This window comes from Streptomyces sp. 1114.5, assembly GCF_003635085.1.
Classification (GTDB): Bacteria; Actinomycetota; Actinomycetes; order Streptomycetales; family Streptomycetaceae; genus Kitasatospora.
On the sequence record NZ_RBXE01000001.1, the window covers coordinates 2,800,523 to 2,821,572 of the forward strand.

The 21,050-nt window shown below is 73.0% G+C and carries 21 protein-coding genes; 11 read left to right on the top strand and 10 right to left on the bottom strand.

Going from position 1 to position 21,050, the window contains the following annotated elements:
• Nucleotides 1-78: 78 nt before the first annotated feature.
• The 3 genes from BX285_RS12310 to BX285_RS12320 all read right to left on the bottom strand — a co-directional run bounded on the left by BX285_RS12310 (nucleotide 79) and on the right by BX285_RS12320 (nucleotide 2,615).
• Nucleotides 79-1,185 carry a low specificity L-threonine aldolase gene (locus tag BX285_RS12310; protein ID WP_097238010.1) on the bottom strand — a complete coding sequence of 369 codons (1,107 nt, stop codon included), beginning with the start codon at nucleotides 1,183-1,185 and terminating at the stop codon, nucleotides 79-81.
• Nucleotides 1,186-1,319: 134 nt separating this feature from the next.
• Nucleotides 1,320-1,730, bottom strand: a complete 411-nt coding sequence (locus BX285_RS12315) for a VOC family protein (protein ID WP_097238011.1) — start codon at nucleotides 1,728-1,730, stop codon at nucleotides 1,320-1,322.
• Between the two features lie 81 nt (nucleotides 1,731-1,811).
• Nucleotides 1,812-2,615 (bottom strand): alpha/beta fold hydrolase, encoded by an 804-nt coding sequence (locus BX285_RS12320; protein WP_259470506.1) that lies wholly within the window; start codon nucleotides 2,613-2,615, stop codon nucleotides 1,812-1,814.
• A gap of 169 nt (nucleotides 2,616-2,784) precedes the next feature.
• On the opposite strand from BX285_RS12320, the gene BX285_RS12325 reads away from it, so the two are divergent.
• The gene (locus BX285_RS12325) at nucleotides 2,785-3,228 is read left to right on the top strand and encodes a MarR family winged helix-turn-helix transcriptional regulator (RefSeq protein WP_257032804.1); all 444 of its coding nucleotides are present in this window, start codon (nucleotides 2,785-2,787) and stop codon (nucleotides 3,226-3,228) included.
• Nucleotides 3,229-3,378: 150 nt separating this feature from the next.
• Here the strand turns inward: BX285_RS12325 and BX285_RS12330 are convergent, their stop codons facing one another.
• Both BX285_RS12330 and BX285_RS12335 read right to left on the bottom strand, forming a co-directional pair.
• Nucleotides 3,379-3,816 carry a nucleoside deaminase gene (locus BX285_RS12330; protein WP_121175132.1) on the bottom strand — a complete coding sequence of 146 codons (438 nt, stop codon included), beginning with the start codon at nucleotides 3,814-3,816 and terminating at the stop codon, nucleotides 3,379-3,381.
• Complete coding sequence (locus BX285_RS12335) at nucleotides 3,813-4,661, bottom strand: TIGR03619 family F420-dependent LLM class oxidoreductase (RefSeq protein ID WP_121175133.1); 849 nt, start codon at nucleotides 4,659-4,661, stop codon at nucleotides 3,813-3,815. Before BX285_RS12335 ends, BX285_RS12330 begins: the two co-directional genes overlap by 4 nt.
• Nucleotides 4,662-4,754: 93 nt before the next feature.
• Here BX285_RS12335 and BX285_RS12340 point away from each other — a divergent pair, with 93 nt between their 5' ends.
• Complete coding sequence (locus BX285_RS12340; RefSeq protein WP_121175134.1) at nucleotides 4,755-5,201, top strand: Lrp/AsnC family transcriptional regulator; 447 nt, start codon at nucleotides 4,755-4,757, stop codon at nucleotides 5,199-5,201.
• A 132-nt stretch (nucleotides 5,202-5,333) separates the two neighbouring features.
• A complete protein-coding gene (locus BX285_RS12345; RefSeq protein WP_398900149.1) occupies nucleotides 5,334-6,467 on the top strand; it encodes a serine hydrolase in 1,134 nt (377 codons plus the stop codon).
• 4 nt (nucleotides 6,468-6,471) lie between these two features.
• Here BX285_RS12345 and BX285_RS12350 read toward each other — a convergent pair whose 3' ends face one another.
• Nucleotides 6,472-6,705, bottom strand: coding sequence for a hypothetical protein (locus tag BX285_RS12350; RefSeq protein WP_097238017.1), 234 nt, complete (start codon nucleotides 6,703-6,705; stop codon nucleotides 6,472-6,474).
• A gap of 192 nt (nucleotides 6,706-6,897) precedes the next feature.
• The gene (locus BX285_RS12355; protein WP_121175136.1) at nucleotides 6,898-8,406 is read right to left on the bottom strand and encodes an MFS transporter; all 1,509 of its coding nucleotides are present in this window, start codon (nucleotides 8,404-8,406) and stop codon (nucleotides 6,898-6,900) included.
• Between the two features lie 102 nt (nucleotides 8,407-8,508).
• On the opposite strand from BX285_RS12355, the gene BX285_RS12360 reads away from it, so the two are divergent.
• On the top strand, nucleotides 8,509-9,450 hold the full coding sequence (locus BX285_RS12360; RefSeq protein ID WP_183107059.1) for a helix-turn-helix transcriptional regulator: 942 nt from the start codon (nucleotides 8,509-8,511) through the stop codon (nucleotides 9,448-9,450).
• 28 nt (nucleotides 9,451-9,478) lie between these two features.
• Here BX285_RS12360 and BX285_RS12365 read toward each other — a convergent pair whose 3' ends face one another.
• Together BX285_RS12365 and BX285_RS12370 are read right to left on the bottom strand one after the other, a co-directional pair.
• Entirely contained in the window at nucleotides 9,479-9,913 is a 435-nt protein-coding gene (locus BX285_RS12365; protein WP_121175137.1) for a hypothetical protein, read from the bottom strand.
• Complete coding sequence (locus BX285_RS12370) at nucleotides 9,910-10,347, bottom strand: hypothetical protein (protein WP_121175138.1); 438 nt, start codon at nucleotides 10,345-10,347, stop codon at nucleotides 9,910-9,912. The genes BX285_RS12365 and BX285_RS12370 overlap by 4 nt, the downstream gene beginning before the upstream one ends.
• Nucleotides 10,348-10,632: 285 nt before the next feature.
• On the opposite strand from BX285_RS12370, the gene BX285_RS12375 reads away from it, so the two are divergent.
• From BX285_RS12375 to BX285_RS12400, 6 genes are all read left to right on the top strand, one after another.
• The gene (locus BX285_RS12375; RefSeq protein ID WP_121175139.1) at nucleotides 10,633-11,850 is read left to right on the top strand and encodes a sensor histidine kinase; all 1,218 of its coding nucleotides are present in this window, start codon (nucleotides 10,633-10,635) and stop codon (nucleotides 11,848-11,850) included.
• The gene (locus tag BX285_RS12380) at nucleotides 11,838-12,482 is read left to right on the top strand and encodes a response regulator transcription factor (protein WP_097238022.1); all 645 of its coding nucleotides are present in this window, start codon (nucleotides 11,838-11,840) and stop codon (nucleotides 12,480-12,482) included. The genes BX285_RS12375 and BX285_RS12380 overlap by 13 nt, the downstream gene beginning before the upstream one ends.
• Complete coding sequence (locus BX285_RS12385) at nucleotides 12,479-13,339, top strand: DUF4097 family beta strand repeat-containing protein (RefSeq protein ID WP_147465149.1); 861 nt, start codon at nucleotides 12,479-12,481, stop codon at nucleotides 13,337-13,339. The genes BX285_RS12380 and BX285_RS12385 overlap by 4 nt, the downstream gene beginning before the upstream one ends.
• A gap of 124 nt (nucleotides 13,340-13,463) precedes the next feature.
• Complete coding sequence (gene dusB / locus BX285_RS12390) at nucleotides 13,464-14,633, top strand: tRNA dihydrouridine synthase DusB (RefSeq protein ID WP_097238024.1); 1,170 nt, start codon at nucleotides 13,464-13,466, stop codon at nucleotides 14,631-14,633.
• A gap of 564 nt (nucleotides 14,634-15,197) precedes the next feature.
• Nucleotides 15,198-17,906 carry a pyruvate, phosphate dikinase gene (gene ppdK, locus BX285_RS12395; RefSeq protein ID WP_097238025.1) on the top strand — a complete coding sequence of 903 codons (2,709 nt, stop codon included), beginning with the start codon at nucleotides 15,198-15,200 and terminating at the stop codon, nucleotides 17,904-17,906.
• Between the two features lie 222 nt (nucleotides 17,907-18,128).
• Nucleotides 18,129-18,632 (top strand): ribonuclease, encoded by a 504-nt coding sequence (locus BX285_RS12400; RefSeq protein WP_097240269.1) that lies wholly within the window; start codon nucleotides 18,129-18,131, stop codon nucleotides 18,630-18,632.
• Between the two features lie 54 nt (nucleotides 18,633-18,686).
• Here BX285_RS12400 and BX285_RS12405 read toward each other — a convergent pair whose 3' ends face one another.
• The gene (locus BX285_RS12405) at nucleotides 18,687-19,682 is read right to left on the bottom strand and encodes a hypothetical protein (RefSeq protein ID WP_097238026.1); all 996 of its coding nucleotides are present in this window, start codon (nucleotides 19,680-19,682) and stop codon (nucleotides 18,687-18,689) included.
• Between the two features lie 109 nt (nucleotides 19,683-19,791).
• Between BX285_RS12405 and BX285_RS12410 the strand changes: the two genes are divergently transcribed.
• Nucleotides 19,792-21,045 carry an ADP-ribosylglycohydrolase family protein gene (locus BX285_RS12410; RefSeq protein WP_121175141.1) on the top strand — a complete coding sequence of 418 codons (1,254 nt, stop codon included), beginning with the start codon at nucleotides 19,792-19,794 and terminating at the stop codon, nucleotides 21,043-21,045.
• Nucleotides 21,046-21,050 lie beyond the last annotated feature (5 nt).

Here is a 21,050-nt window from a genome sequence, read left to right on the forward strand (position 1 = left end):
GGGTGTGGTCGCGAACCGTTTGCCGGCTCCGCAGGAGCGATGCCGTCCCGGCGGTCGTCACGACGGTCGTCACGACGGTCAGGCCTTGGCGGCCAACTCCAGGAAGTGCAGGCCCACTTCGGTGACCTCGGCGGGCGTCCAGGACTGGGCCGGGGCGCCGAGGGTGACCTCGGCCATGGCGAGGCCGGGGGCGGCGTCCTGCCAGGGGCCGACGAACCAGGTGCCCTCCTGTTCGGCGAGTGCGAGGTGGGCGGCGTCCAGGGCCTTCGCCGGGTGGGGGAGCCAGAGTTGGAACTCGTGGGTCACCGGGGCCTCCGGGACCAGGCGGGCGCCGGGGAGTGCGGCCAGGGCGGGGGCGAGGGTCGCGGCGTGGCGGGTGTAGGACGGGATGCGGGGGAGGACGGTGTCCAGGCCGTGGAGGGCGGCGAGGGCGGCCGGCCACTGCTGGAAGAGCTGGCCGCCGTAGCGGTGGCGCCAGGTGCGGGCGTAGGCGGTGAGGGCGGCGTCGCCGGCGAGGGCGGCTCCGCTGGTGCCGCCCAGGTCCTTGTAGAAGGACACGTAGACGCTGTCGGCGAGGGCGGCGATCTCGTCGAGCTGCCTGTCGAAGTGGACGGTGGTGTTCCAGAGGCGGGCGCCGTCGAAGTGCACCCGGGCGCCGGTTTCGCGGGCGGCGGCGACGAGTTCGGTCAGCTCGTCCCAGGTGGGGAGGAGGAAGCCGGGGTCGCGCAGCGGGAGTTCGACGGTGAGGGTGCCGAACGGTTCGCCGAGCGCCCGGAGTTCGTCGGCGGTGGGATGGCGCTGCTCGGTGGTGGGCCAGAGGCCGCGCAGGCCGGTGAGCTGGGTGTAGGCGTGGCGTTCGTGGCGTTCGAGGTGGCAGAGCGGGTGGAGGGCGACGGCCGGGTTGCCGGTGAGCTCCGCGTGGTGGCGGAGGGCGACCTGCTGCGCCATGGTGCCGGTGGGGAAGAAGACGGCGTCCTCCTTGCCGAGCAGCGCGGCGGTCCGTTCCTCCAGCTGCCGGACCGGGCCGTCCGTTCCGTAGAAGTCGGGGAAGGTGTCCAGACCGTCCAGGGCGGCGAGTTGGGCGATGCGCTCGCGGATGCTGAGGAAGCGGTCGCCGGAGAGGAAGCGCCGGCAGGACAGGCGGGCCGCGCGGCGCCGCTGGACATTGCTCTGGTCGTCGGTCATCCGGCGATTGTCGGGCGGACGGCGAGCTCGGACCAAGTGCTTTTCGGGTGGGGGCGCTTCGGTCGGGTGCTGTCCGGTGCCGTGGCGTATCGGCACCGGACAGCACCCGGCCGCGCGGGTGGGGCTGCGGCCGGTCAGGCGGTCTCGTCGTTCTGCCAGTCCGCGCGCTGGCGCAGCGAGATCCGGTTGCCGTCCGGGTCCAGGGCCTCGATGCGGATGCCGAAGCCGTAGTCCTCCGGCTCGGGCCGGTCGAAGGTCACTCCGCGCTCGCGGAGCACCTCGAAGTCCGCCCGCAGGTCGTCCGATTCGAGGAAGACCGGGCCGATCGCCGTGCCGGGCTTCGACTCGGCGGGCTGTGCGGGGGCCGGGGTCTGCGACCAGAGGATGATCTCCACCGGGCTGCCGGGGACGGCCACGGTGAGGAAGCGTCCGTCGGGCCCGGGGTAGTCGATGCGCTTCTCCAGGCCGAGCTGCTCCGTGTAGAAGCGCAGCGCGCGGTCCTGGTCGGTGACCGGCATCGTCACGTACATGAGGTTGGTCAGCATCGGGTGGTCCTTCCGTCGGTGGTCGGTGCTGCTTCACCGACGGATCCCGGCGGGGGAGTGTGACGGAGCTGCCGGTGTGGTTCAGGTCCGGGCTTGTGCCTGGCGCTCGTCCACGTACGCGGTGATGAGCGAGAAGAAGCGGGCCGGGTCCTCGAAGGGCAGGCCGTGGCCGCCGGGGACCTCCAGGTACGCGGCCTGGCGGATGGCGGCGGCCAGTTGGCGCTGGTGGTGGGGCGGGATGATCCGGTCGTCGGCGCAGGCCAGGACGAGGGTGGGGGCGGTGATCCGGCCGACCGCCTCGCGCAGGTCGATGCGGGTGTCGAGGTCGATCTGGCCGAGGATGCGCTCGTCCAGCATGGCGGTGAAGCCTGCGGTCAGGTCGGCGAACCCGCCCTCGTCGAGGGTGTCGAGGAGGTCGGGGCCCATCGCGGTGAGGACCAGGTGGCGGGCCAGCAGGGCCGGGTCGGTGCGGAGCAGGCGTGTCCACAGGTCGAACATGACGGCTTCGCGCGGGGTCGTCCGGACCCATCCGGCGTGCAGGGCGAGCGAGGTCACAACCTCGGGGTGCCGGGCGGCCACGGCGGTGGCGAGGGCGGCGCCCAGGGAGTGGCCGACCAGGTGGAAGCGTTCCAGTCCGGCGGTCCGGGCGGTGGCGACGATGCGGTCGGCGAGGGAATCGAGGTCGATCGGTGCGGGGTCGACGGGGGTGGCGCCGGCGCCGGGCAGGTAGGGGGCGACGACGGTGTAGCGGTCGCGGAGCGCGTCGATGAGCGGTCCCCAGTTGGAGTTCGCGTCGGCGCCGGTGCCGTGGATCAGGACCAGGCCGGGGCCGGAGCCGGCGGCGATGTGATCGAGCGGTTCGGGGCGGGCCGGAGCGTCGGTCAAGGGGGCGGAAGGGAGGGAAGGGGCGGGAGAGGTCAAGGGGGTGCCTCCATGCGTGGGGTGCCGAGTGGGCCGAGTGGGCCGAGTGACGGCCTGAAACATAGCAGAGCTCTGTCATGTAGCAGAACCCTGTTATTGATCAGGGTTCGATCCCGTGCCGTACGATCGGTCCATGGAGATGCCGGTCACGGAACGCCTCGGGCTGCACATCAAGCGGGTGGAGCAGGAGCTGATGGCGGCCAAGCACGCCGCGCTCCGGCCGCTCGGGCTGACGGTGCCGCAGTACGCCGCGCTGTACATGCTCGAAGACCAGCCGGGGCTCTCCGCCGCCGCGCTCGCCCGCGCCTGCCTGGTCACTCCGCAGACCATCGCCACCGTGCTCGCCAACCTGGAGGCGAAGGGGCTGGTCACCCGCCGCCCGCACCCCTTTCACCGCAAGGTGGTCGAGGTGCTGCTCACCGAGGACGGGCGCCTGCTGCTGGCCCGGGCCGATGCGGCGGCCGTCGCGATCGAGCGGCGGATCGCCGACGGGTTCAGCCCCGAGGAGCGGGAGCTGCTGATCGGGCTGCTGGCCCGCGCGTCGGGTCGGCTGACGGCCGAGCCGGCGCAGGACTGAGCTCCTGGCGGGGCTGGGCTCCCGGGGGTCGACCACCGGCCCCTCGCCCCCGCCCTGGCCGCCGGCCGCGTCGAGCAGCTGCTGCGCGGCCTCGCGGATCCGAACGGCGCTCAACTCGGCCGGTAGGAGCACCACTTGGCCGGTGCCACCTCAACTCCCGTGGTAGTAGGTCTCGATGGCGAGGCGGGCCTCGTCGTACAGGACCGGGCCCTCCTGCGTCACGGTCGGCCAGGCCCCCGACTCCGGGTTGAGGGCGACGAGTTGCTCCGTCGACAGCGCGTACACGACCCGGCCGATGCCCGAGCGGACGAGACCGCCGGTGCACATCCCGCACGGCTGGCAGCTGGTGTACATCGTGGTGCGCGCGGCCGTGTCCGGGTCGAGCTCGCGGGCCGCCCAGCGGGCCAGCTTCAGCTCCGGATGGGCGGTGATGTCCTTGTCGCGGCGCACCGTGTTGCGGGCCTCGGCAAGGATCTCGCCGTCCGGGCCGGCCAGCAGGGAGCCGTACGGGGCGTCGCCCTGGGCGACGGCGCGGGCCGCGATGGCGACGGCGCGGCGCAGGAGGATCTCGTCGGCTTCGGTGATCACGAGGTTGCTGCCTTCCAGTGGGTGGCCACGGTGGCGAGGTCCTGCCAGGCCGTCTGCGGCCGGCGGGTCTCCTCGGGATCCCCGTGGTAGGGGTCGAACACGACGGTCTCGGCGCCGAGGGCGCGCAACTGGTGGAGATCGTCCAGGACTTGCTCGATGCTGCCCACGCCCGCCGGGCGCTCCGGGCCGTCGACCGGTGCGTCGGTCAGCCGCAGGGCGATGCGGGGCGCGAACCCGGGCACCGGGTGCTCGGCCAGCACCGACCGCATCCGGTCGAGCGGGAGCCGCAGGGGGTGCCAGGCGTCGCCGAAGCGGACCGTCCGCCGCAGTGCCGCCTCGCTGTGGCCGCCGACCCAGACCGGCACCGGCCCGAGTCCGCTGGGCTCGCCGCCTCCGCTCGGCTCGCCTTCGCCGCCCGTGCGCCAGGCCTCCCGCAGCGCGCCCAGGTACTCGTCGGTCAGCCGGCCGCGCGTGCCGAACGGCACGCCGAGCGCGTCGAATTCCTGGCGGGCCCAGCCGACCCCCACGCCGAGGACGAACCGGCCGCCGCTGAGCCGGTCGAGGGTGCCGGCCATCCGGGCCACCAGCAGCGGGTTCCGGTACGGCAGGACGAGGACGGTCGTGCCCAGCCGCAGGCCGGTGGTGATCCCGGCCAGCCAGGACAGCGTGGTGAACGGCTCGTGGAACGGCTCCGGGTAGCGCTGGGCCACGTCCGGAGTCACGACCACGTGGTCCGAGAGCATGAGGAGGTCGAAGCCGATCCCCTCCACCGTCCGGGCCCACTCCCGCAGCACGCCGGGATCGGTCCCGGGCCCGAAGTTCGGTACGTTGACGCCAAATTGCATACTTCGAGGCTATCCCCGTGATCATGGCGAACGGAACGGGATCTTCCTGCCGTGAGGGCTGGTTTCCCGTGGTTCTCCCGGTAGATTCGCGTGATGGCCGTGAATCTCGACGAAACCGACTGGGCGATCATCGAACAGCTGCAGCAGGAGGCCCGCATCTCCCTCAGCGAGCTGGGACGGCGGGTCAACCTCAGTCCCTCCGCCACCACCGAACGGGTGCGGAACCTGGAGTCGCTGGGCGTCATCACCGGCTACCACGCCACGGTGGACCTGGCCAAGGTCGGCTACCCCGTGCTCGCCGTCGTCCGGCTCAAGTACCCGGGCAACCGCCACGAGCCGCTGCGCCGGATGCTCGCCGAACGCCGGGAGATCCTGGAGTGCCTGCGCACCACCGGCGACGACTGCTACACCCTGAAAGTCGCGGCGACGTCCATGGAGCACCTGGAAGCCCTCATGGACGAGCTGGCCGGCTTCGGCAGCACCACCACCAGCGTCGTCTACAGCCGGACCCTGCCGCTGCGCGGGCCCGCCCGGCCCTGAGGTGGCAGGGGCTCCCCGCCCGAGGGCGAGGATGCTCCCTCGATCGGGGGAGGTCGTCCGCGAACCGTGCGACCAGACTGGCGGACGTGACCAGGGAGGCCCTTCTCCCCACGACCCCGGAGGAGTTGACCCATGCGCAGGAAGACCCGCAGGATCCGCCACATGGCGCTCGCGCTCTCGACCGCCGTCGCCGTCTCCCTCGGTGTCCTGGCCGTCCCCGCGGCCTCGGCCGCCACCCGGCCGGGCCCCGTCCAGCAGGGGCTCGACGCGCTGGTGCGGTCGGACGGTGTGCCCGCCGCGCTGGCGACCGTACAGGGCCGGGACGGCCGGGCCCGGCACTACACCGCGGGGGTGGGGAACCTGGCCACCGGAGCGAAGGTGCCGGTCGACGGACAGGTGCGGATCGGCAGCAACACCAAGACCTTCACCGCCGTCGTCGTCCTGCAGCTGGTCGCGGAGGGGAAGGTCGACCTCGACGCCACGGTCGAGACCTATCTGCCGGGTATGGTCCACGGCGAGGGCATCGACGGGCGGCTCGTCACCGTACGCCAACTCCTGCAGCACACCAGCGGGTTGCCCGAGTACGAAGGGCTCCTCGACGAGGCCTCGCTCCGCCACCGGTACTTCGAGCCCCGCGAACTCCTGGACCTCGCCTTCCAGCACAAGCCCGAACTCGCCCCCGGCGCCGAGTTCAGCTACAGCAGCACCAATTACGTGCTGGCCGGGCTGATCGTCCAGAAGGTCACCGGCCGCCCGCTCGCCGAGGAGATCGACCGGCGCATCGTCCGCAAGCTCGGGCTGCGGCACACCTACTTCCCCGCCGTCGGCGACCGGACCATCCGCGAACCCCACCCCGAGGGCTACCGCAAGGACTCCGCCGAGGGGCCGCTGGGCGACTTCACCGAGATGGACCCCTCGGCGGCCTGGGCGGCCGGGCAGATGATCTCCACCGACTCCGACCTCAACCGCTTCTTCACCGCACTGCTCGTCCCCGGGCGCCTCCTCCCCGAGGCCCAACTCGCGCAGATGCGCACCACCGTGCCGATCGGGGACACCGGTGCGGGCGCCGGGCTGGGGATCCTCAGCAGGCCGCTCTCCTGCGGCGGGGTCTACTGGGGCCACGGCGGCGACATCCCCGGGTACGAGACCCGCGGCGGCGCCACCGACGACGGCCGTGCCGTCAACATCGCGGTGACCACCGTCCCGACCGACTACGACGTCACCCGACGCCTGGAGGCCGTCGTGGACACCGCCCTCTGCCGCTGAGCGGTCAGGAGCCGTAACGGTGCACCTCGTCGGTCATCAGACCGTGGCCGCCGTGGACGTGCCGGCTCGTGTAGGCCGTCCGCATCGACGCGGCTTCGGCGGTCCGCTGCTGCTCGATCAGCACCCCCGACAGGTCGTCCGAGTGGAGCCTCCGGGCCCGCTCCCGGCGCAGCAGGAAGGCGGTGATGCCGACGATGGCGGCGACGAGCGCGAGCAGGAACCCCAGGAGGAAGGTCATGGGGTCATCATTCCCCCGGAAAGAAGGCCTCCACCGCGGATCGGAACGCGACGTCGAACGGCCCCGCGGCCGACCGGAGTTGCCGGTGGCCGCGGGGCTGCTGCGCCGGTCGTGCCAGGGCCGTCACCCGCGGTGCCGGGAACCCGCGACGCCGAGGCCCCGAGGCGCCCGGCGCCGGTGGCCGGTGGCCGGTCAGCCAATGGACCGGGGCAGGCGGGTGGTCAGGTACAGGATGGTGAACGACCCGAGCAGCTGGATGCCCAGGCAGAGGGCGAACGCGCGGGCCATGCCGAGGCTGGGCGAGAGCGACAGGTAGAGGGTGCCGAGGGTGGCGACGCCGAGGGCGAGGCTGGACTGCTGGCTGGTGGCGAGGACGCCGCTGCCGACGCCGGCCCGGGCGGCGGGCACCTTGGAGAGGACGACCCGGAACAGCGGGGTGCCGATCAGGCCCTGTCCGATGCCCGCGAGGGCGACTCCCGGGGCCATCCGCAGCGGGGAGAAGTGCGACCAGTCGGCGAGCGCGGTCAGGGCCAGGGTGGCGAGGCCGAGGGCCTGGATAACGGCTCCGGCGCTGAGCACCCGGCTGCCGAAGCGGCCGATCAGCCGGGGGCCGGAGAGCGAGGCGGCGAAGTAGCCGACGGCCATCGGGACGAGTGCCCAGCCGGCTGCGACCGGGCCGAGGTGCAGGCCCTGCTGCAGGGCGACGGCGATGACGAACATGAAGCCGCCGAAGCCCGCGAAGTAGGGGAGGGCGATGCCCAGGCCGCGCCGCATCTCGGGGATGCGCAGCAGGGTCGGCGGCACCAGTGGGGTGTCTCCGCGCCGCTCGGCGCGGCGCTCGACGACGGCGAAGGCGGCGGCCAGGACGGGGAACAGCCCGAGCAGCACCCAGGACCAGAGCGGCCAGCCGGCGGCGCGGCCCTCCATCAGCGGGATGAGCAGGGCGAGCAGGGTGGCAGTGAGCAGGACGGTGCCGGGCACGTCCACCCGGGCGGCCCGGGTGGCGCGGCTCTCCGGGACGTGGCGGAGCGCCGTGACCACGGCGAGCAGCGCGAACGGCACGTTGACCAGGAAGACCGAGCGCCAGCCGGTGCCGAACAGGTCGGCGGCGACCAGCATCCCGCCGAGCACCTGCCCGACCACGACCGAGATGCCACCGACCGCGCCGTAGATGCTGAGCGCGCGGCCGCGCCGGGCACCCTCGGTGGTGGCGGTGATGGTGCCGAGCACCTGGGGGATCAGCAGTGCGGCCGAGGCGCCCTGGGCGGCCCGGGCGGCGACCAGGGACCACGCGTCGGGGGCGAGCCCGCAGGCCAGCGAGGTGAGGGCGAAGGCGGCGGCGCCGGCCACGAACAGCCGGCGGCGGCCGAAGACGTCGCCGAGGCGCCCGCCGAGGACGAGCAGGACGGCGAAGGCGATGCCGTAGCCGGCGGCGACCAGTTCGAGGACGGCGGGCCCGGCGGCCAGGTCCTCGTCGATGGTCGGCAGGGCGACGTTGACGATGAAGAAGTCGAGCATCGGCAGGAAGGCCCCGAGCAGGACGGTGACCAGCCCGGCGGTGCCGAGGGAGGGACTGCCGGGGGAGGCGGTGCCGGGGGAGGCCGCGCGGGGGGCGGTGGCGGGGGAGGCCGCGCGGGGGGCGGTGGCGGTGCGACTGGGAGCGGGGGCAGGGGCTGGGGCGAGGGCGAGCTGTCGGGTCACGGGTCCTACGATCCGCCGCGCCGTACCCGGGTACCAGAGTGAGGTTATCCAGGTATGAGAAGTACCTGGCAACAGGCTGACGACTGTCGCATGCTGGGGAGCATGAGCCTGATGACTCCCGCCGCGCAAGCCCGTAGGGCCGTCGACGCGCAAGCCCGTACGGCCCCGGCGCCCGCCGCGCAAGCCCGCACCGGCTCCGCCGGACAGCCCCGCGCCACCCCCGGCGAGGCCCGCCGGCACGAGCTGGCCGCCTTCCTGCGCAGCCGCCGCGAGCGCATCGCGCCCGAGCAGGTCGGCCTGCCGATGACCGGACGCCGCCGGACGCCGGGGCTGCGCCGGGAGGAGGTCGCGCAGCTCGCCGCGGTCGGGGTGACCTGGTACACGTGGCTGGAGCAGGGGCGGGACATCCAGGTGTCCGCCCAGGTGCTGGACTCGGTGGCCCGGGCGCTGCTGCTGGACCCGAGCGAGCGCGCGCACCTGTTCACCCTGGCCGGCGCGGACGACCCGGCGCCGGTGCTGGAGTGCCCCTCGGTGACCCCGAGCGTGCGGCTGCTGCTGGAGCAGCTGGCCCCGTACCCCGCCGTGGTGGTCAACTCCCGCTACGACGTGCTGGCGTACAACGCGCCGTACACCGGGATCGTCGGCGACCTCGCCGCCCTGGCGCCGGAGGACCGCAACCTGATGTGGATGGCGTTCACGCCCTCGTACTTCCGCGAGGTGCTGATCGACTACCGCACCGAACGCCTCGGCATGGTGGCCCGGTTCCGTGCGGCGATGGCCGAGCACAGCTCGGAGCCGGCCTGGAAGGCGCTGCTGGCCCGGGCGCTCAAGGCCTCGCCGGACTTCGCGGAGCTCTGGCAGCGGCACGACGTGATGCGGCCGGGCAACGGCATCAAGCGCTTCCAGGTGCCCGGTGTCGGTCTGCTGAGCTGCGAGTACACCAACTTCTGGCTCAGCCCCCGGCTCGGCACCCGGATGGTCACCTACACCCCGCTGGACGAGCAGACCCGCGCGCTGATGGACAAGCTTCCGACCGACAGCTGAGCCCGTACGCCCTCAGATCCTTACGCTCTCAGGCCCGTACGGCCGCGGCCCGGCCGAGCAGCAGGCAGACCACGGCGAGCGGCAGCTCGATGCAGCACGCCATGACCAGCGCCGCGAGCACCGCGTGGCCCGGGCCGGCGAAGGCGATGTCGGCCAGCGCGTCGCCGGTGAGCAGCAGAGCCACCGCCGCCCCCGCCCACAGCGCGGCGGGGCTGCGCCGGCGCAGCAGCGCGTCCAGCGAGAGCAGGGCGGAGAACTCCACCAGGTCGAGCACCACCCACGGCGTCTCGTGGCAGACGGCGAGGACGCCCAGCCAGGGCAGCAGCGCGACCGCCGCCATGGCCGGTATTCGGGCGAACCGCTCGGGCAGGACGAACGAGGCGGCAAAGGACGCGGCGAACGAGGTGGCGAGCGAAGCGGCGGACGAAGGGGCGGACCGGGTGGAGAGGACGGCGGTGCTCATGCCGCACCCCCGACCCGACGCTCCTGAACCCGCACCCGCACCCGCTCCAGCGGCAGCCGCTCGGCCGGCCCGCCCGCGGGGTGCTCGACGAGCACCCCACGGAACGGCCCCTCGGCCCAGGCGAGCCAGAACCGCCCGGCCACCGTGACCACCTGCGCCGCCAGGCCGGACCGCGACGACCGGAGCGACCACCGCCCGGTGAACACCACCGAGGGCGCCGCGCCGTCGGCCGCCAACCGCCCCCAGGCGAGCACGTGCCGGCGCCCGTCGCCCGCGCTGCGCCGGGCCCCGCGCAGCAGCTGCGGGGTGAGCCGGGCGTCGACCAGGACGTCGGCCAACTCGCCGTGCTGGTACAGCTCCAGCGCGGCCCGGCCGCGGCCGGACTCGGCGACGCGGACCGACCAGGGCCCGATCCCGACGGGCAGCGTCCCCACCCGGAACGTCCCCTCCGACGGAACGACAGCCGGCAGCTCCCCCGCCGGCCCCGACGCCGGGTGGAGCGCGCCCCCGGGAGCACCCCCGTGGTTCCCGGGGAGGCGCCGCCCGTGCGGCGGAGTGGCGGAGTGCGATGCAGTGCTCGTCATGCCGTCAAGCTTTCCGTCCTGCACCGTCTCCTGTCGGTGGTGTCCCACACCGAATCGGGGGTGTACCTAGCTACACCCCCACCGGGCACCCCCCTTCATGGCGGCCGATGATCACCGGGCCCTACGCTGTCCGGCATGCCCTCCACCACGTTGCGCCGAGCGCTCGTCAGGAGCCTCCGGCGCCCACCGTGGTCGCCCGAGGCCTGGCGGGACACCCGCTTCATAGCCGCCGGAATACCGCCGGCCCTGCCGGTCTGGCTGGCCGTCACCGAGTCTCAGCTGCTCTTCCCGGTGCTCGCCGCCGTCCTGCTCTGCACCCGCCCGCTGACCGCCCTCCAGCGCGGCCGGCTGCTGGCCCTGCACGGGGTGGAGGTGCCGCCGCCGCGGCCGTTCACCTGGCGCCGGGCCTGGCTGCTGGGGCTGACCTGGCGCCAGGTCCTCCACCACCTGGTGGTCGGCCCGCTGCTGGCGGCGGGTGCGCTGGTGGTTGTGTACGTCTGGGGCGCAGCCGCGGTGCTGATCACCCTGTACGGCTGGATCTGGCTGATGCCCCCCGGCACCACGCTGCGTACGGACCTGGACGGGCTCGACGTCGGGCTCACGGCCGGCGGCGTGCTGCTGCTGCTCGCGGCGCCCTGGGCGGCGGCGCTGGTGGCCCGGCTGGAGGTGTGGGCGGCGCAGCTGCTGCTCGGCCCGGGCCGCGCGGAGGCCCTGGAGCGCCGGGTCGAGGAGATCACCGAGAGCCGGGCCGGGCTGGTCGACGCGGTGGACGCCGAGCGCCGCCGGATCGAGCGCGACCTGCACGACGGCGCCCAGCAGCGCCTCACCTCCCTGGCGATGAACCTGGGCCTGGCCCGGCGCACCCTCAAGGACGTGCTGCCGCCCGAGGCCATGCAGGTGATCGTGGCCGCGCACGAGGAGGCCCAGGCGGCCATCGACGAGCTGCGCGACCTGGTCCGCGGCCTGCACCCGGCGGTCCTGGAGGACCGCGGCCTGGACGCGGCGCTGTCCGGCATCGCCGCCCGCGCCCCGCTGCCGGTGCGCCTGGACGTCGACCTCACCGAGCCGATCGCCCCGACCGTCGAGGCGGTCGCCTACTTCACCGTCTCCGAGGCGCTCACCAACGTGGCCAAGCACGCCCGGGCCGACCGGGTCGACCTCTCGGTGCGGACGGCCGGCGGCCGGCTGCGCCTGGTCATCAGCGACGACGGCGTGGGCGGCGCGGACCCGTCGCGCGGCACCGGGCTCACCGGTCTGCGCAAGCGCACCGCCTCGGTCGACGGAACGCTGTCCGTTCTCAGCCCCCTCGGGGGCCCCACCACCATCACCGTGGAGTTGCCGTGCGCGCTGTGATCGCCGAGGACTCGGTCCTGCTGAGGATCGGGCTGGTCAAGGTCCTGGAGGCGGTGGGCTTCGAGGTCGCGGCGGCCGTCGGGGACGCCGAGGAACTGCTGGCCGCCGTGGAGGAGCACCACCCCGACGTGGTGGTCGCGGACGTCCGGATGCCCCCGGGCTTCACCGACGAGGGCGTGCGGGCCGCGCTGTTGATCCGCCGGCAGTGGCCGGAGGTCGCGGTCCTGCTGCTCTCCCAGTACGTGGAGGAGCGCTACGCCGCCGACCTGCTGTCGACCAACACCAGCGGGGTCGGCTACCTGCTCAAGCAGCGGGTGGCCAATGTGGACGACTTCGTGGAGGCGCTGCAGCGGGTCGCCGAGGGCGGCACCGCGCTGGACCCGGAGGTGGTCGCCCAGCTGCTGGTGCGCCGCCACCGGGATCCGCTGGAGAAGCTGACCCCGCGCGAGCGGGACGTGCTCTCCCTGATGGCGGAGGGCCGTTCCAACGCCGCGATCGCCGGCTCGCTGGTGGTCAGCGACAGCGCGGTGGCCAAGCACATCAACTCGATCTTCACCAAGCTCGACCTGCCGCCCGCCGAGGACAGCCACCGCCGGGTGATGGCGGTGCTGCGGTTCCTGGAGGTCGGGTGACGGTGGGCGCGGACCGGGTGATGGTGGGCGAGGACGGGGCAACGGCGGGCGCGGATCGGGCGACGGCGGGCGAGGACCGGGCGACGGCGGGTACGGCGAAGGCCTGGCGGGTCACCGGGACGCTCGCGATCGCCCTGGTCATGGTCGCCGGTGCGGGGCAGACCTGGTCGATCGTGGCGCAGCAGCAGAAGAGCAGTACCCGGCAGTTCGACGGCCCGATCCACCGGCTGAGGCTGGAGACCGGCAGCGCCTCGGTCAGGGTGCGGGCCGGCCGGGAGGACCACGTGGTGGTCCACCAGCGGCTGGACTGGATGGGGCGGGAGCCGGAGGTGTCGCTCACCCCGGTCGGCGACCAGCTCACCGTCGGCCTGCACTGCCGGCTGATCCTGCCGGCCCTGGACCTCGGCTGCGGTGCCGAGATCGAGGTGGAGGTGCCCGCCGCCACCCAGGTGTCGGGGGCGGTGTCCTCCGGCTCGGTGCAGGTGGAGGGCATGAGCGGGAACGTGGACGTCCGGCTCACCTCCGGTCAGCTGATGCTGGTCGACACCTCCGGGGACGTGACGGCGCACACCACCTCCGGGATGATCCAGGGCACCAACCTGAGCTCCCGGCGGGTGACGGCGGAGACCACCTCGGGCTCGATGGAGCTGAACTTCACCAAGCCCCCGCAGCAGGTGGAGACCAGGGCCACCTCCGGTTCGGTGAACATGACCCTGCCGCGGGGCAGCCGCTACGCCTTCACCGGGGAGACCGGCTCCGGCAGTGGCGGGATCGACCCGCAGCTGACGGACTCGGCCAGCCCGAACCGCATCCACGCCACGGTCACCTCGGGATCGGTCAGCATCAACCCGTCATAGGAGTCGCCGGTCGCCGGTCGCCGGCAGCTCGGGCAGGGACGCAGCCGGCAGCTCGGGCCGCTCACCCGGGTGGGGGACAATGGAGAGTCCCGTCCCCCACCCGACGCCCCGAGGTCAGCCGCGCATGACAGCCACGCCCGCACCCACCGCGCCCGACACCGAGTTCTCGCCGCTCGACATCGGCCCGATCAAGGTGTGGCCGCCCGTCGTGCTGGCGCCGATGGCCGGCATCACCAACGCCCCCTTCCGCACCCTCTGCCGCGAGCAGAGCGGCGGCAAGGGCCTGTACGTCTCGGAGATGATCACCACCCGGGCGCTGGTCGAGCGCAACGCCAAGACCATGCAGCTGATCACGTTCGACCCGAGCGAGAAGCCGCGCTCGATCCAGCTGTACGGGGTGGACCCGGTGACCGTCGGCAAGGCCGCCCGGATGATCGCGGACGAGGGCCTGGCCGACCACATCGACCTCAACTTCGGCTGCCCCGTCCCCAAGGTCACCCGCAAGGGCGGCGGCTCGGCGCTGCCGTACAAGCGCAACCTGCTGCGCGAGATCCTGCGCGAGGCCGTCGCCAACGCGGGCGACCTGCCGGTGACCATGAAGATGCGCAAGGGCATCGACGACGACCACCTCACCTACCTGGACGCCGGCCGGATCGGCGCCGAGGAGGGCGTGGCCGCGATCGCCCTGCACGGGCGCACCGCCGCCCAGCACTACGGCGGGACGGCCGACTGGTCGGCGATCGCCCGGCTGCGCGAGTCGGTCCCGGCGCACGTCCCGGTGCTGGGCAACGGGGACATCTGGTCGGCCGACGACGCGCTGCGGATGATGCGCGAGACCGGCTGCGACGGTGTCGTGGTGGGCCGCGGCTGCCTGGGCCGGCCGTGGCTGTTCAGGGACCTGGTCGCGATCTTCGAGGGCGACGTCGACTACGCCCGCCCCGACTTCGGCTACGTGGCGCGGGCGATGGTGCGCCACGCGCAGCTGCTCGGCGAGTGGATCGGGGACGAGACGCGCGGCGTGATCGACTTCCGCAAGCACGTCGCCTGGTACACCAAGGGCTTCTCGGTCGGTTCCGAGCTGCGGGTGCGGCTGGCCAACTCCTCCTCGCTCGCGGAACTGGCCGAAACCCTCTCCGAGGTCGAGCAGTCCCAGGGCTGGCCGGCCGGTGCGGACGGCCCGCGCGGGCGCACCAGCGGCAACGGCCGGGTGGTCCTGCCGGAGGGGTGGTTGGACGATCCGTACGACTGCGCCCGGCCGGGCGAGGATGCCGAATCGGACACCTCCGGCGGATGATCTGTACGGATTGTAAAAGTGGGCCCTTCTGGCCCGATTGCCACTAGGTCCCAGCCCTCTTGTCCATTCTGGACAGGAGGGCTCCTTTTCGGCATTCGGAGGTCACGGAACGGGCACGTTTCTGGACGCTGTGCGACGATCGGCGGAGGCGGTCTACGTTCGACCCGCGAGATGCGCTGGTGACGCTTGCCACATGCGGCGGCGACTGACGGTAGGTCAGTGGACGAAATGGACAGGTCGACCGTGAATCGCTTCCCGAAGCCGCCCGGCCGGGGATCGGCCGATCCGGGTGCAGGAAATCAAGCCGGGGCAACGCGACCGACCCGAGGTCGCTACCCAGCGTCCGGATCGTGTGATCTTCGGGTTTCGTTGTCTTCAAGAGTTGAACACTGGCTCGCGTCAGGCGGACGATTTCACCAACAGAGGTGAACGCCTTTATGCGCTTTCGATCTAGCGGGTTACCCCTCGGTACCGGCCTCGTGTGGCCTATTCAGGGCAGAGAAGTGCCTTCGAAATGGGTATGTTCTCCGGCGTCAGGGCAACCGCGTACGAGGAGACCGACCCGTGCCGTCCCAGCAGAAGTTTGTTTACTCCTTCACCGAAGGAAACAAGGACCTCAAGGATCTTCTTGGCGGCAAGGGCGCGAACCTGGCCGAGATGACCAACCTGGGCCTCCCCGTCCCTCCGGGCTTCACCATCACCACCGAGGCCTGCAAGGTCTTCCTGGAGACCGGCAGCGAGCCCACCTCCCTGCACGAGGAGATCAGCGCCCACCTGGTGGCCCTTGAGAAGGAGATGGGCAAGAAGCTCGGCCAGGCCGACAACCCCCTCCTGGTCTCGGTGCGCTCCGGCGCGAAGTTCTCCATGCCCGGCATGATGGACACCGTCCTCAACATCGGCCTCTCCGACGCCTCGGTGCTCGGCCTCGCCGCCCAGTCCGGCAACGAGCGCTTCGCCTGGGACTCCTACCGCCGCCTGGTCCAGATGTTCGGCAAGACCGTGCTGGGCGTCGACGGCGAGCTGTTCGAGGAGGCCCTGGACGAGGCCAAGCACGCCAAGGGCACCGTCAACGACCTGGACCTGGACGCTTCCGACCTCCAGGAACTCGTCGAGGTGTTCAAGGGCATCGTCGAGCGCGAGACCGGCCGGGCCTTCCCGCAGGACCCGCGCGAGCAGATGGACCTCGCCATCCACGCCGTCTTCCACTCCTGGAACGGCGACCGCGCCCGGCTGTACCGCCGCCAGGAGCGCATCCCGAACGACCTCGGCACCGCGGTCAACGTCTGCACCATGGTCTTCGGCAACCTCGGCGAGGACTCCGGCACCGGCGTCGCCTTCACCCGCGACCCCTCCACCGGTGCCCAGGGCGTCTACGGCGACTACCTGTCCAACGCCCAGGGCGAGGACGTCGTCGCCGGCATCCGCAACACGCTGCAGCTGTCCGAGCTGGAGAAGCTCGACAAGAAGTCGTACGACGAGCTGATGGCGATCATGCAGAAGCTCGAAAACCACTACCGCGACCTCTGCGACATCGAGTTCACCATCGAGCGCGGCAAGCTCTGGATGCTGCAGACCCGCGTCGGCAAGCGCACCGCCGCGGCCGCCTTCCGGATCGCCGTCCAGCTGGTCGACCAGGGCCTGATCGACCTGGACGAGGCCCTGATGCGGGTCACCGGCGGCCAGCTCTCCCAGCTGATGTTCCCGCGCTTCGCCCCCGACGCCGAGTCGAAGCAGATCGCCCGGGGCCTCGCCGCCTCGCCCGGCGCCGCGATCGGCAAGATCGTCTTCGACTCGTACACCGCGGTGAAGTGGTCGCGCTCCGGCGAGAAGGTCATCCTGGTCCGCCGTGAGACCAACCCGGACGACCTGGACGGCATGATCGCCGCCGAGGGCATCCTCACCTCGCGCGGCGGCAAGACCTCGCACGCCGCCGTCGTCGCCCGCGGCATGGGCAAGACCTGTGTCTGCGGTGCCGAGGAGCTGGAGGTCGACACCAAGCGCCGCCGGATGACCACCGCCGACGGCGTGGTGCTGGAGGAGGGCGACGTCGTCTCGATCGACGGCGCGACCGGCAAGGTCTACCTCGGCGAGGTACCCGTGCTCCCCTCCGCCGTGGTGGAGTACTTCGAGGGCACCCTGCACGCCGGCGCCGACGTCCAGGGCGGACTGGTCCAGGCCGTGCACCGGCTGATGTCGCACGCCGACGGCCGCCGCCGGCTCGCCGTGCGCGCCAACGCCGACAACGCCGAGGACGGCTCGCGCGCCCGCCGCTACGGCGCCCAGGGCATCGGCCTGTGCCGCACCGAGCACATGTTCCTCGGCGAGGAGCGCCGCAAGGAGGTCGAGCACCTGATCCTGGCGGACAACGACAAGGACCGCGAGCTCGCCCTCTCCACCCTGCTGCCGCTGCAGAAGGGCGACTTCCTGGAGCTCTTCCAGGCGATGGACGGCCTGCCGGTCACCGTCCGCCTGCTCGACCCGCCGCTGCACGAGTTCCTGCCCGACATCACCGAGCTGTCGGTGCGCGTCGCCCTCGCCGAGGCCCGCAAGGACCCGAACGAGAACGACCTGCGCCTGCTCCAGGCCGTGCACAAGCTGCACGAGCAGAACCCGATGCTCGGTCTGCGCGGTGTGCGCCTCGGCCTGGTCATCCCCGGTCTGTTCGGCATGCAGGTCCGGGCCATCGCCGAGGCCGCCGCCGAGCGCAAGCTGGCCGGCGGGGACCCGCGCCCCGAGGTGATGATCCCGCTGGTCGGCACCGTCCAGGAGCTGGAGCTGGTCCGCGACGAGTGCGAGCGCGTGCTCGCCGAGGTCGCCCAGTCCACCGGCGTGACGCTGGACATCAAGCTCGGCACCATGATCGAGCTGCCGCGCGCCGCGGTGACCGCCGGCCAGATCGCCGAGGCCGCCGAGTTCTTCTCCTTCGGCACCAACGACCTGACCCAGACGGTCTGGGGCTTCTCCCGGGACGACGTGGAAGCCTCGTTCTTCACCGCCTACCTGGAGAAGGGCATCTTCGGGGTCTCCCCGTTCGAGACCATCGACCGCGACGGCGTCGGCTCCCTGGTCAAGCACGCCGTCGAGGCCGGCCGGGCCACCCGCCCCGACCTCAAGCTCGGCGTCTGCGGCGAGCACGGCGGCGACCCGGAGTCGGTCCACTTCTTCCACGAGGTGGGGCTGGACTACGTCTCCTGCTCCCCCTTCCGGATCCCGGTGGCGCGCCTGGAGGCCGGCCGCGCCGCCATCGAGTCGGCGGGCAGCGACTCGCGCTGAGAGGGGGTAGGCATCCCCTCCTCAGGCGCGGGCACGACTGACCGCTCCCCCTCCCGTCGGGAGGGCGTACACCGGAGCTCGGCGCAGGAGAACCGGCGTACGTAACACGGCCGGGCGGGGACGGACAACGGCGTCCGTCCCCGCCCGGCCGTACGTCCTTGTGGCCTCGGCCACGTGTGTGACTCGGCCGCCCGTACGGCCGTGCCTGCCAAGCTGGTCCGCATGACCAGAAGCAAGAGCCCACTCGTCGTCGTGGCCGTCCTGATCCTGGCGGTCCTCGCCGGAGTCGGCTACCTGCTCGCCGGCAAGGGCGGCAGCAGCCACCCCAAGGCCGCCGCGAGCGCCACCACCGCCGCCGCGCCCAAGCCCTCGGCCCCCAAGCCGTCCCCGCCCGCCGGCACCGCCCCCGCCGCGGCCGGCACCTGGGTGCCCGCCGACCCGGCCCTGGCCGACGTCTGCCGCACCAAGCTCCCCAGCCAGGCCCAGGACACCCTCGGCCTGATCGCCAAGGGCGGCCCCTACCCCTACAACCGCGACGGCATCGTCTTCGAGAACCGCGAGAGCCGCCTCCCCAGGAAGGCCGACGGCTACTACCACGAGTTCACCGTCGTCACCCCCGGCTCCAACGACCGCGGCACCCGCCGAGTCGTCACCGGCAACTCCGGCGAGCAGTACTGGTCCCCGGACCACTACGCCACCTTCCAGGAGATCGACCCCCGCTGCTGAGGCCTCCCGCCACCCGCTCTCACGTCGCTTCGCCTCGCCTCGCCTCACCGCGCCTCACCTCGCTCGGCGCCAGGTGATCCGGGGGTGCGGTCCGTGCGGGCCGGTGGTGATCAGGGCGGTCAGTTCGTGCAGGACCGGTGAGGGGTCGCGGCGGAGCTGGACCGGGGTGGTGCGGACCACCGGGAGGCCGGCGGTGGTGAGGCGGTTGGCGCGGACCAGGCCGCGTTCGTGGTCGGCCGGGCGCAGGTGCCAGGCGCGGGAGTCGATCTCCAGGGCCACGCAGGCGTGCGGCCAGTAGGCGTCCGGGACGGCGAGGAAGCGGCCGTCCAGGAAGAGCACCGGGTTCCACAGCGGTTCGGGCAGGCCCGCGTGCGCCAGCAGTTCGCGGGCCTCGCCCTCGACCACCGAACGCACCCCGGCGGTCAGGTCCTCCACCACCCGGGCCACGTGCGGAAGCCCGAGCGCGCCGGGCCTGGCCAGCAACTGGTCCAGCAGTTCGCCGAGTTCGCAGTGCCGCCGCTGGACGGCCTCCGCGCACAGCGCCCGGAACCGGTGCTGCCCGGTCTCCCGCGGCGCGAGGTCGGCCAACGCCCGTGCGACGGTGGTGCTCCACAGCCCGTCGTCCCGCTCGAACCCGCCCGGCATCGCCCCCGGCGACCGGTGGATCCGGACGAAATCCCTTTCACAGACCCGGCGTTGAGTTGGGATCAGGACGTCCACCGCGCCGAGGTCGGCCGGGTGCCCGGCGGTCGGCAGTCCGGCGGCGGTCAGCACCGCGAAGCCGGTCAGCAGCACCTCCCCGGCCTGAGGTTCGCGCCCCTTCGGGCTCGCGTACGCCAGGGCGGCCCGCAGCTTCTGATGATGCGTCAACCTCCCGCTCTGCAGGCAGATCACCCGGGGCAGCACCTGCTGCCAGGGCCCGCCCGGCCGCAGCCGGTGGGCGATGGTGCCGGAGGGCACCCCGAGCCGGCGCAGCTGTGCCCGGGTGGCGATGTGCTGCTGGTCGGCCCCCAGCAGGGCGACCGGGTCGAGGGGGTTCGTGCGGCTCATGCCAGGGTGCTGCCCGCCCGGATCGGAGGTATGCGAAACATCCCCCGTCGGTGGCGCCCTGGCAAACAGGTTGACGAAGCGCGCGCCGAGCCGCTGAGCTGGTGCCCATATGACAACCCCACCCACCGGCCCCGCGCTCGACGCGCTGAACGGCCTCTCCGTCGGCGACGCCCTCGGCGCCCAGTTCTTCGTCCCCGGCACCGCCCGCGCCCACCTCGCCGACCGCACCGCCCCGCCCGGCCCCTGGCCGTGGACCGACGACACCGAGATGGCCTGCTCGGTGTACGCCGCCCACACCGAGCGCGGCGCGATCGACACCTTCGACCTCACCCACGCCTTCGCCCGCCGCCACGACTTCGACCGCGGCTACGGTCCGGCCGCCAACCGGATGCTGCGGCTGGTCCGCGAGGGCGGCGACGCCAGGGGGCTGGCCGCCGAACTCTTCGACGGCCAGGGCTCGTACGGCAACGGCGCCGCGATGCGGGTCGCCCCGCTCGGCGCCGCGTACGCCGAGGACCCGGCCGCCGTGGTCCGGCCCGCCGCCGACACCGCCGTGATCACCCACACCCACTCGCAGGCGGTGGACGGCGCGATCGCCGTCGCGGTGGCGGCCGCGTACGCGGTCCGGGCGCGGACCGAGGCCGTGACGCCGCAGGCCTTCCTGGCGGCGGTGGCCGCGCTCACCCCGCGCGGGGCCGTCCACGACGGCCTGACCGAGGCGATCGCCCTGCTCGCCGAGCCGGATCCACTGGTCGCCGCCCAGGTGCTCGGCAACGGCAGCCGGACCTCCGCCGTCGACACCGTCCCGTACGCCCTGTGGTGCGCCGCCCGGAACCTCGCCGACTTCCGGACCGCGGTGTGGGAGGCGATCGCGCCCGGCGGCGACACGGACACCGTCGCCGCGATCACCGGGGGAGTGGTCGCCGCCCACACCGGCACCCGGGACATCCCGGCCGACTGGCTCACCGCCCGCGAACCGCTGCCGGCTTGGACCTTCCCCGAGCCGGGCGGTGTCCGGCCCGCCCCGGAAGGCGACTCCCGGCTGAAGCCGCTGCTGCTGCCCCGCCCGTGCTCGGTGCCGGACCTGCTCTGGACCGACGAGCAGTGGCAGCGAGTCAGGTCCGGGCGGATTCCCGGGGACCTGGACGGGCGGTGGGAGTTCTACACCGCCGAGGGCGTCCTGCACCTGCACCGCAGCTGGACCGGCCACGAGATCTGGCGCGTACGGGTGGCCCCGGTGAAGGGCGGCGGCTGGCGGCCCGTGTCCGCGCTTGTCGAGGCGCACCCCGGGCGCTACACGGGCGAGCCCGAGGTCTCCGCGGCCCTCCTCCGCCTGGTGGCCGGGGACTACGGGCGGCCGTAGTCCCC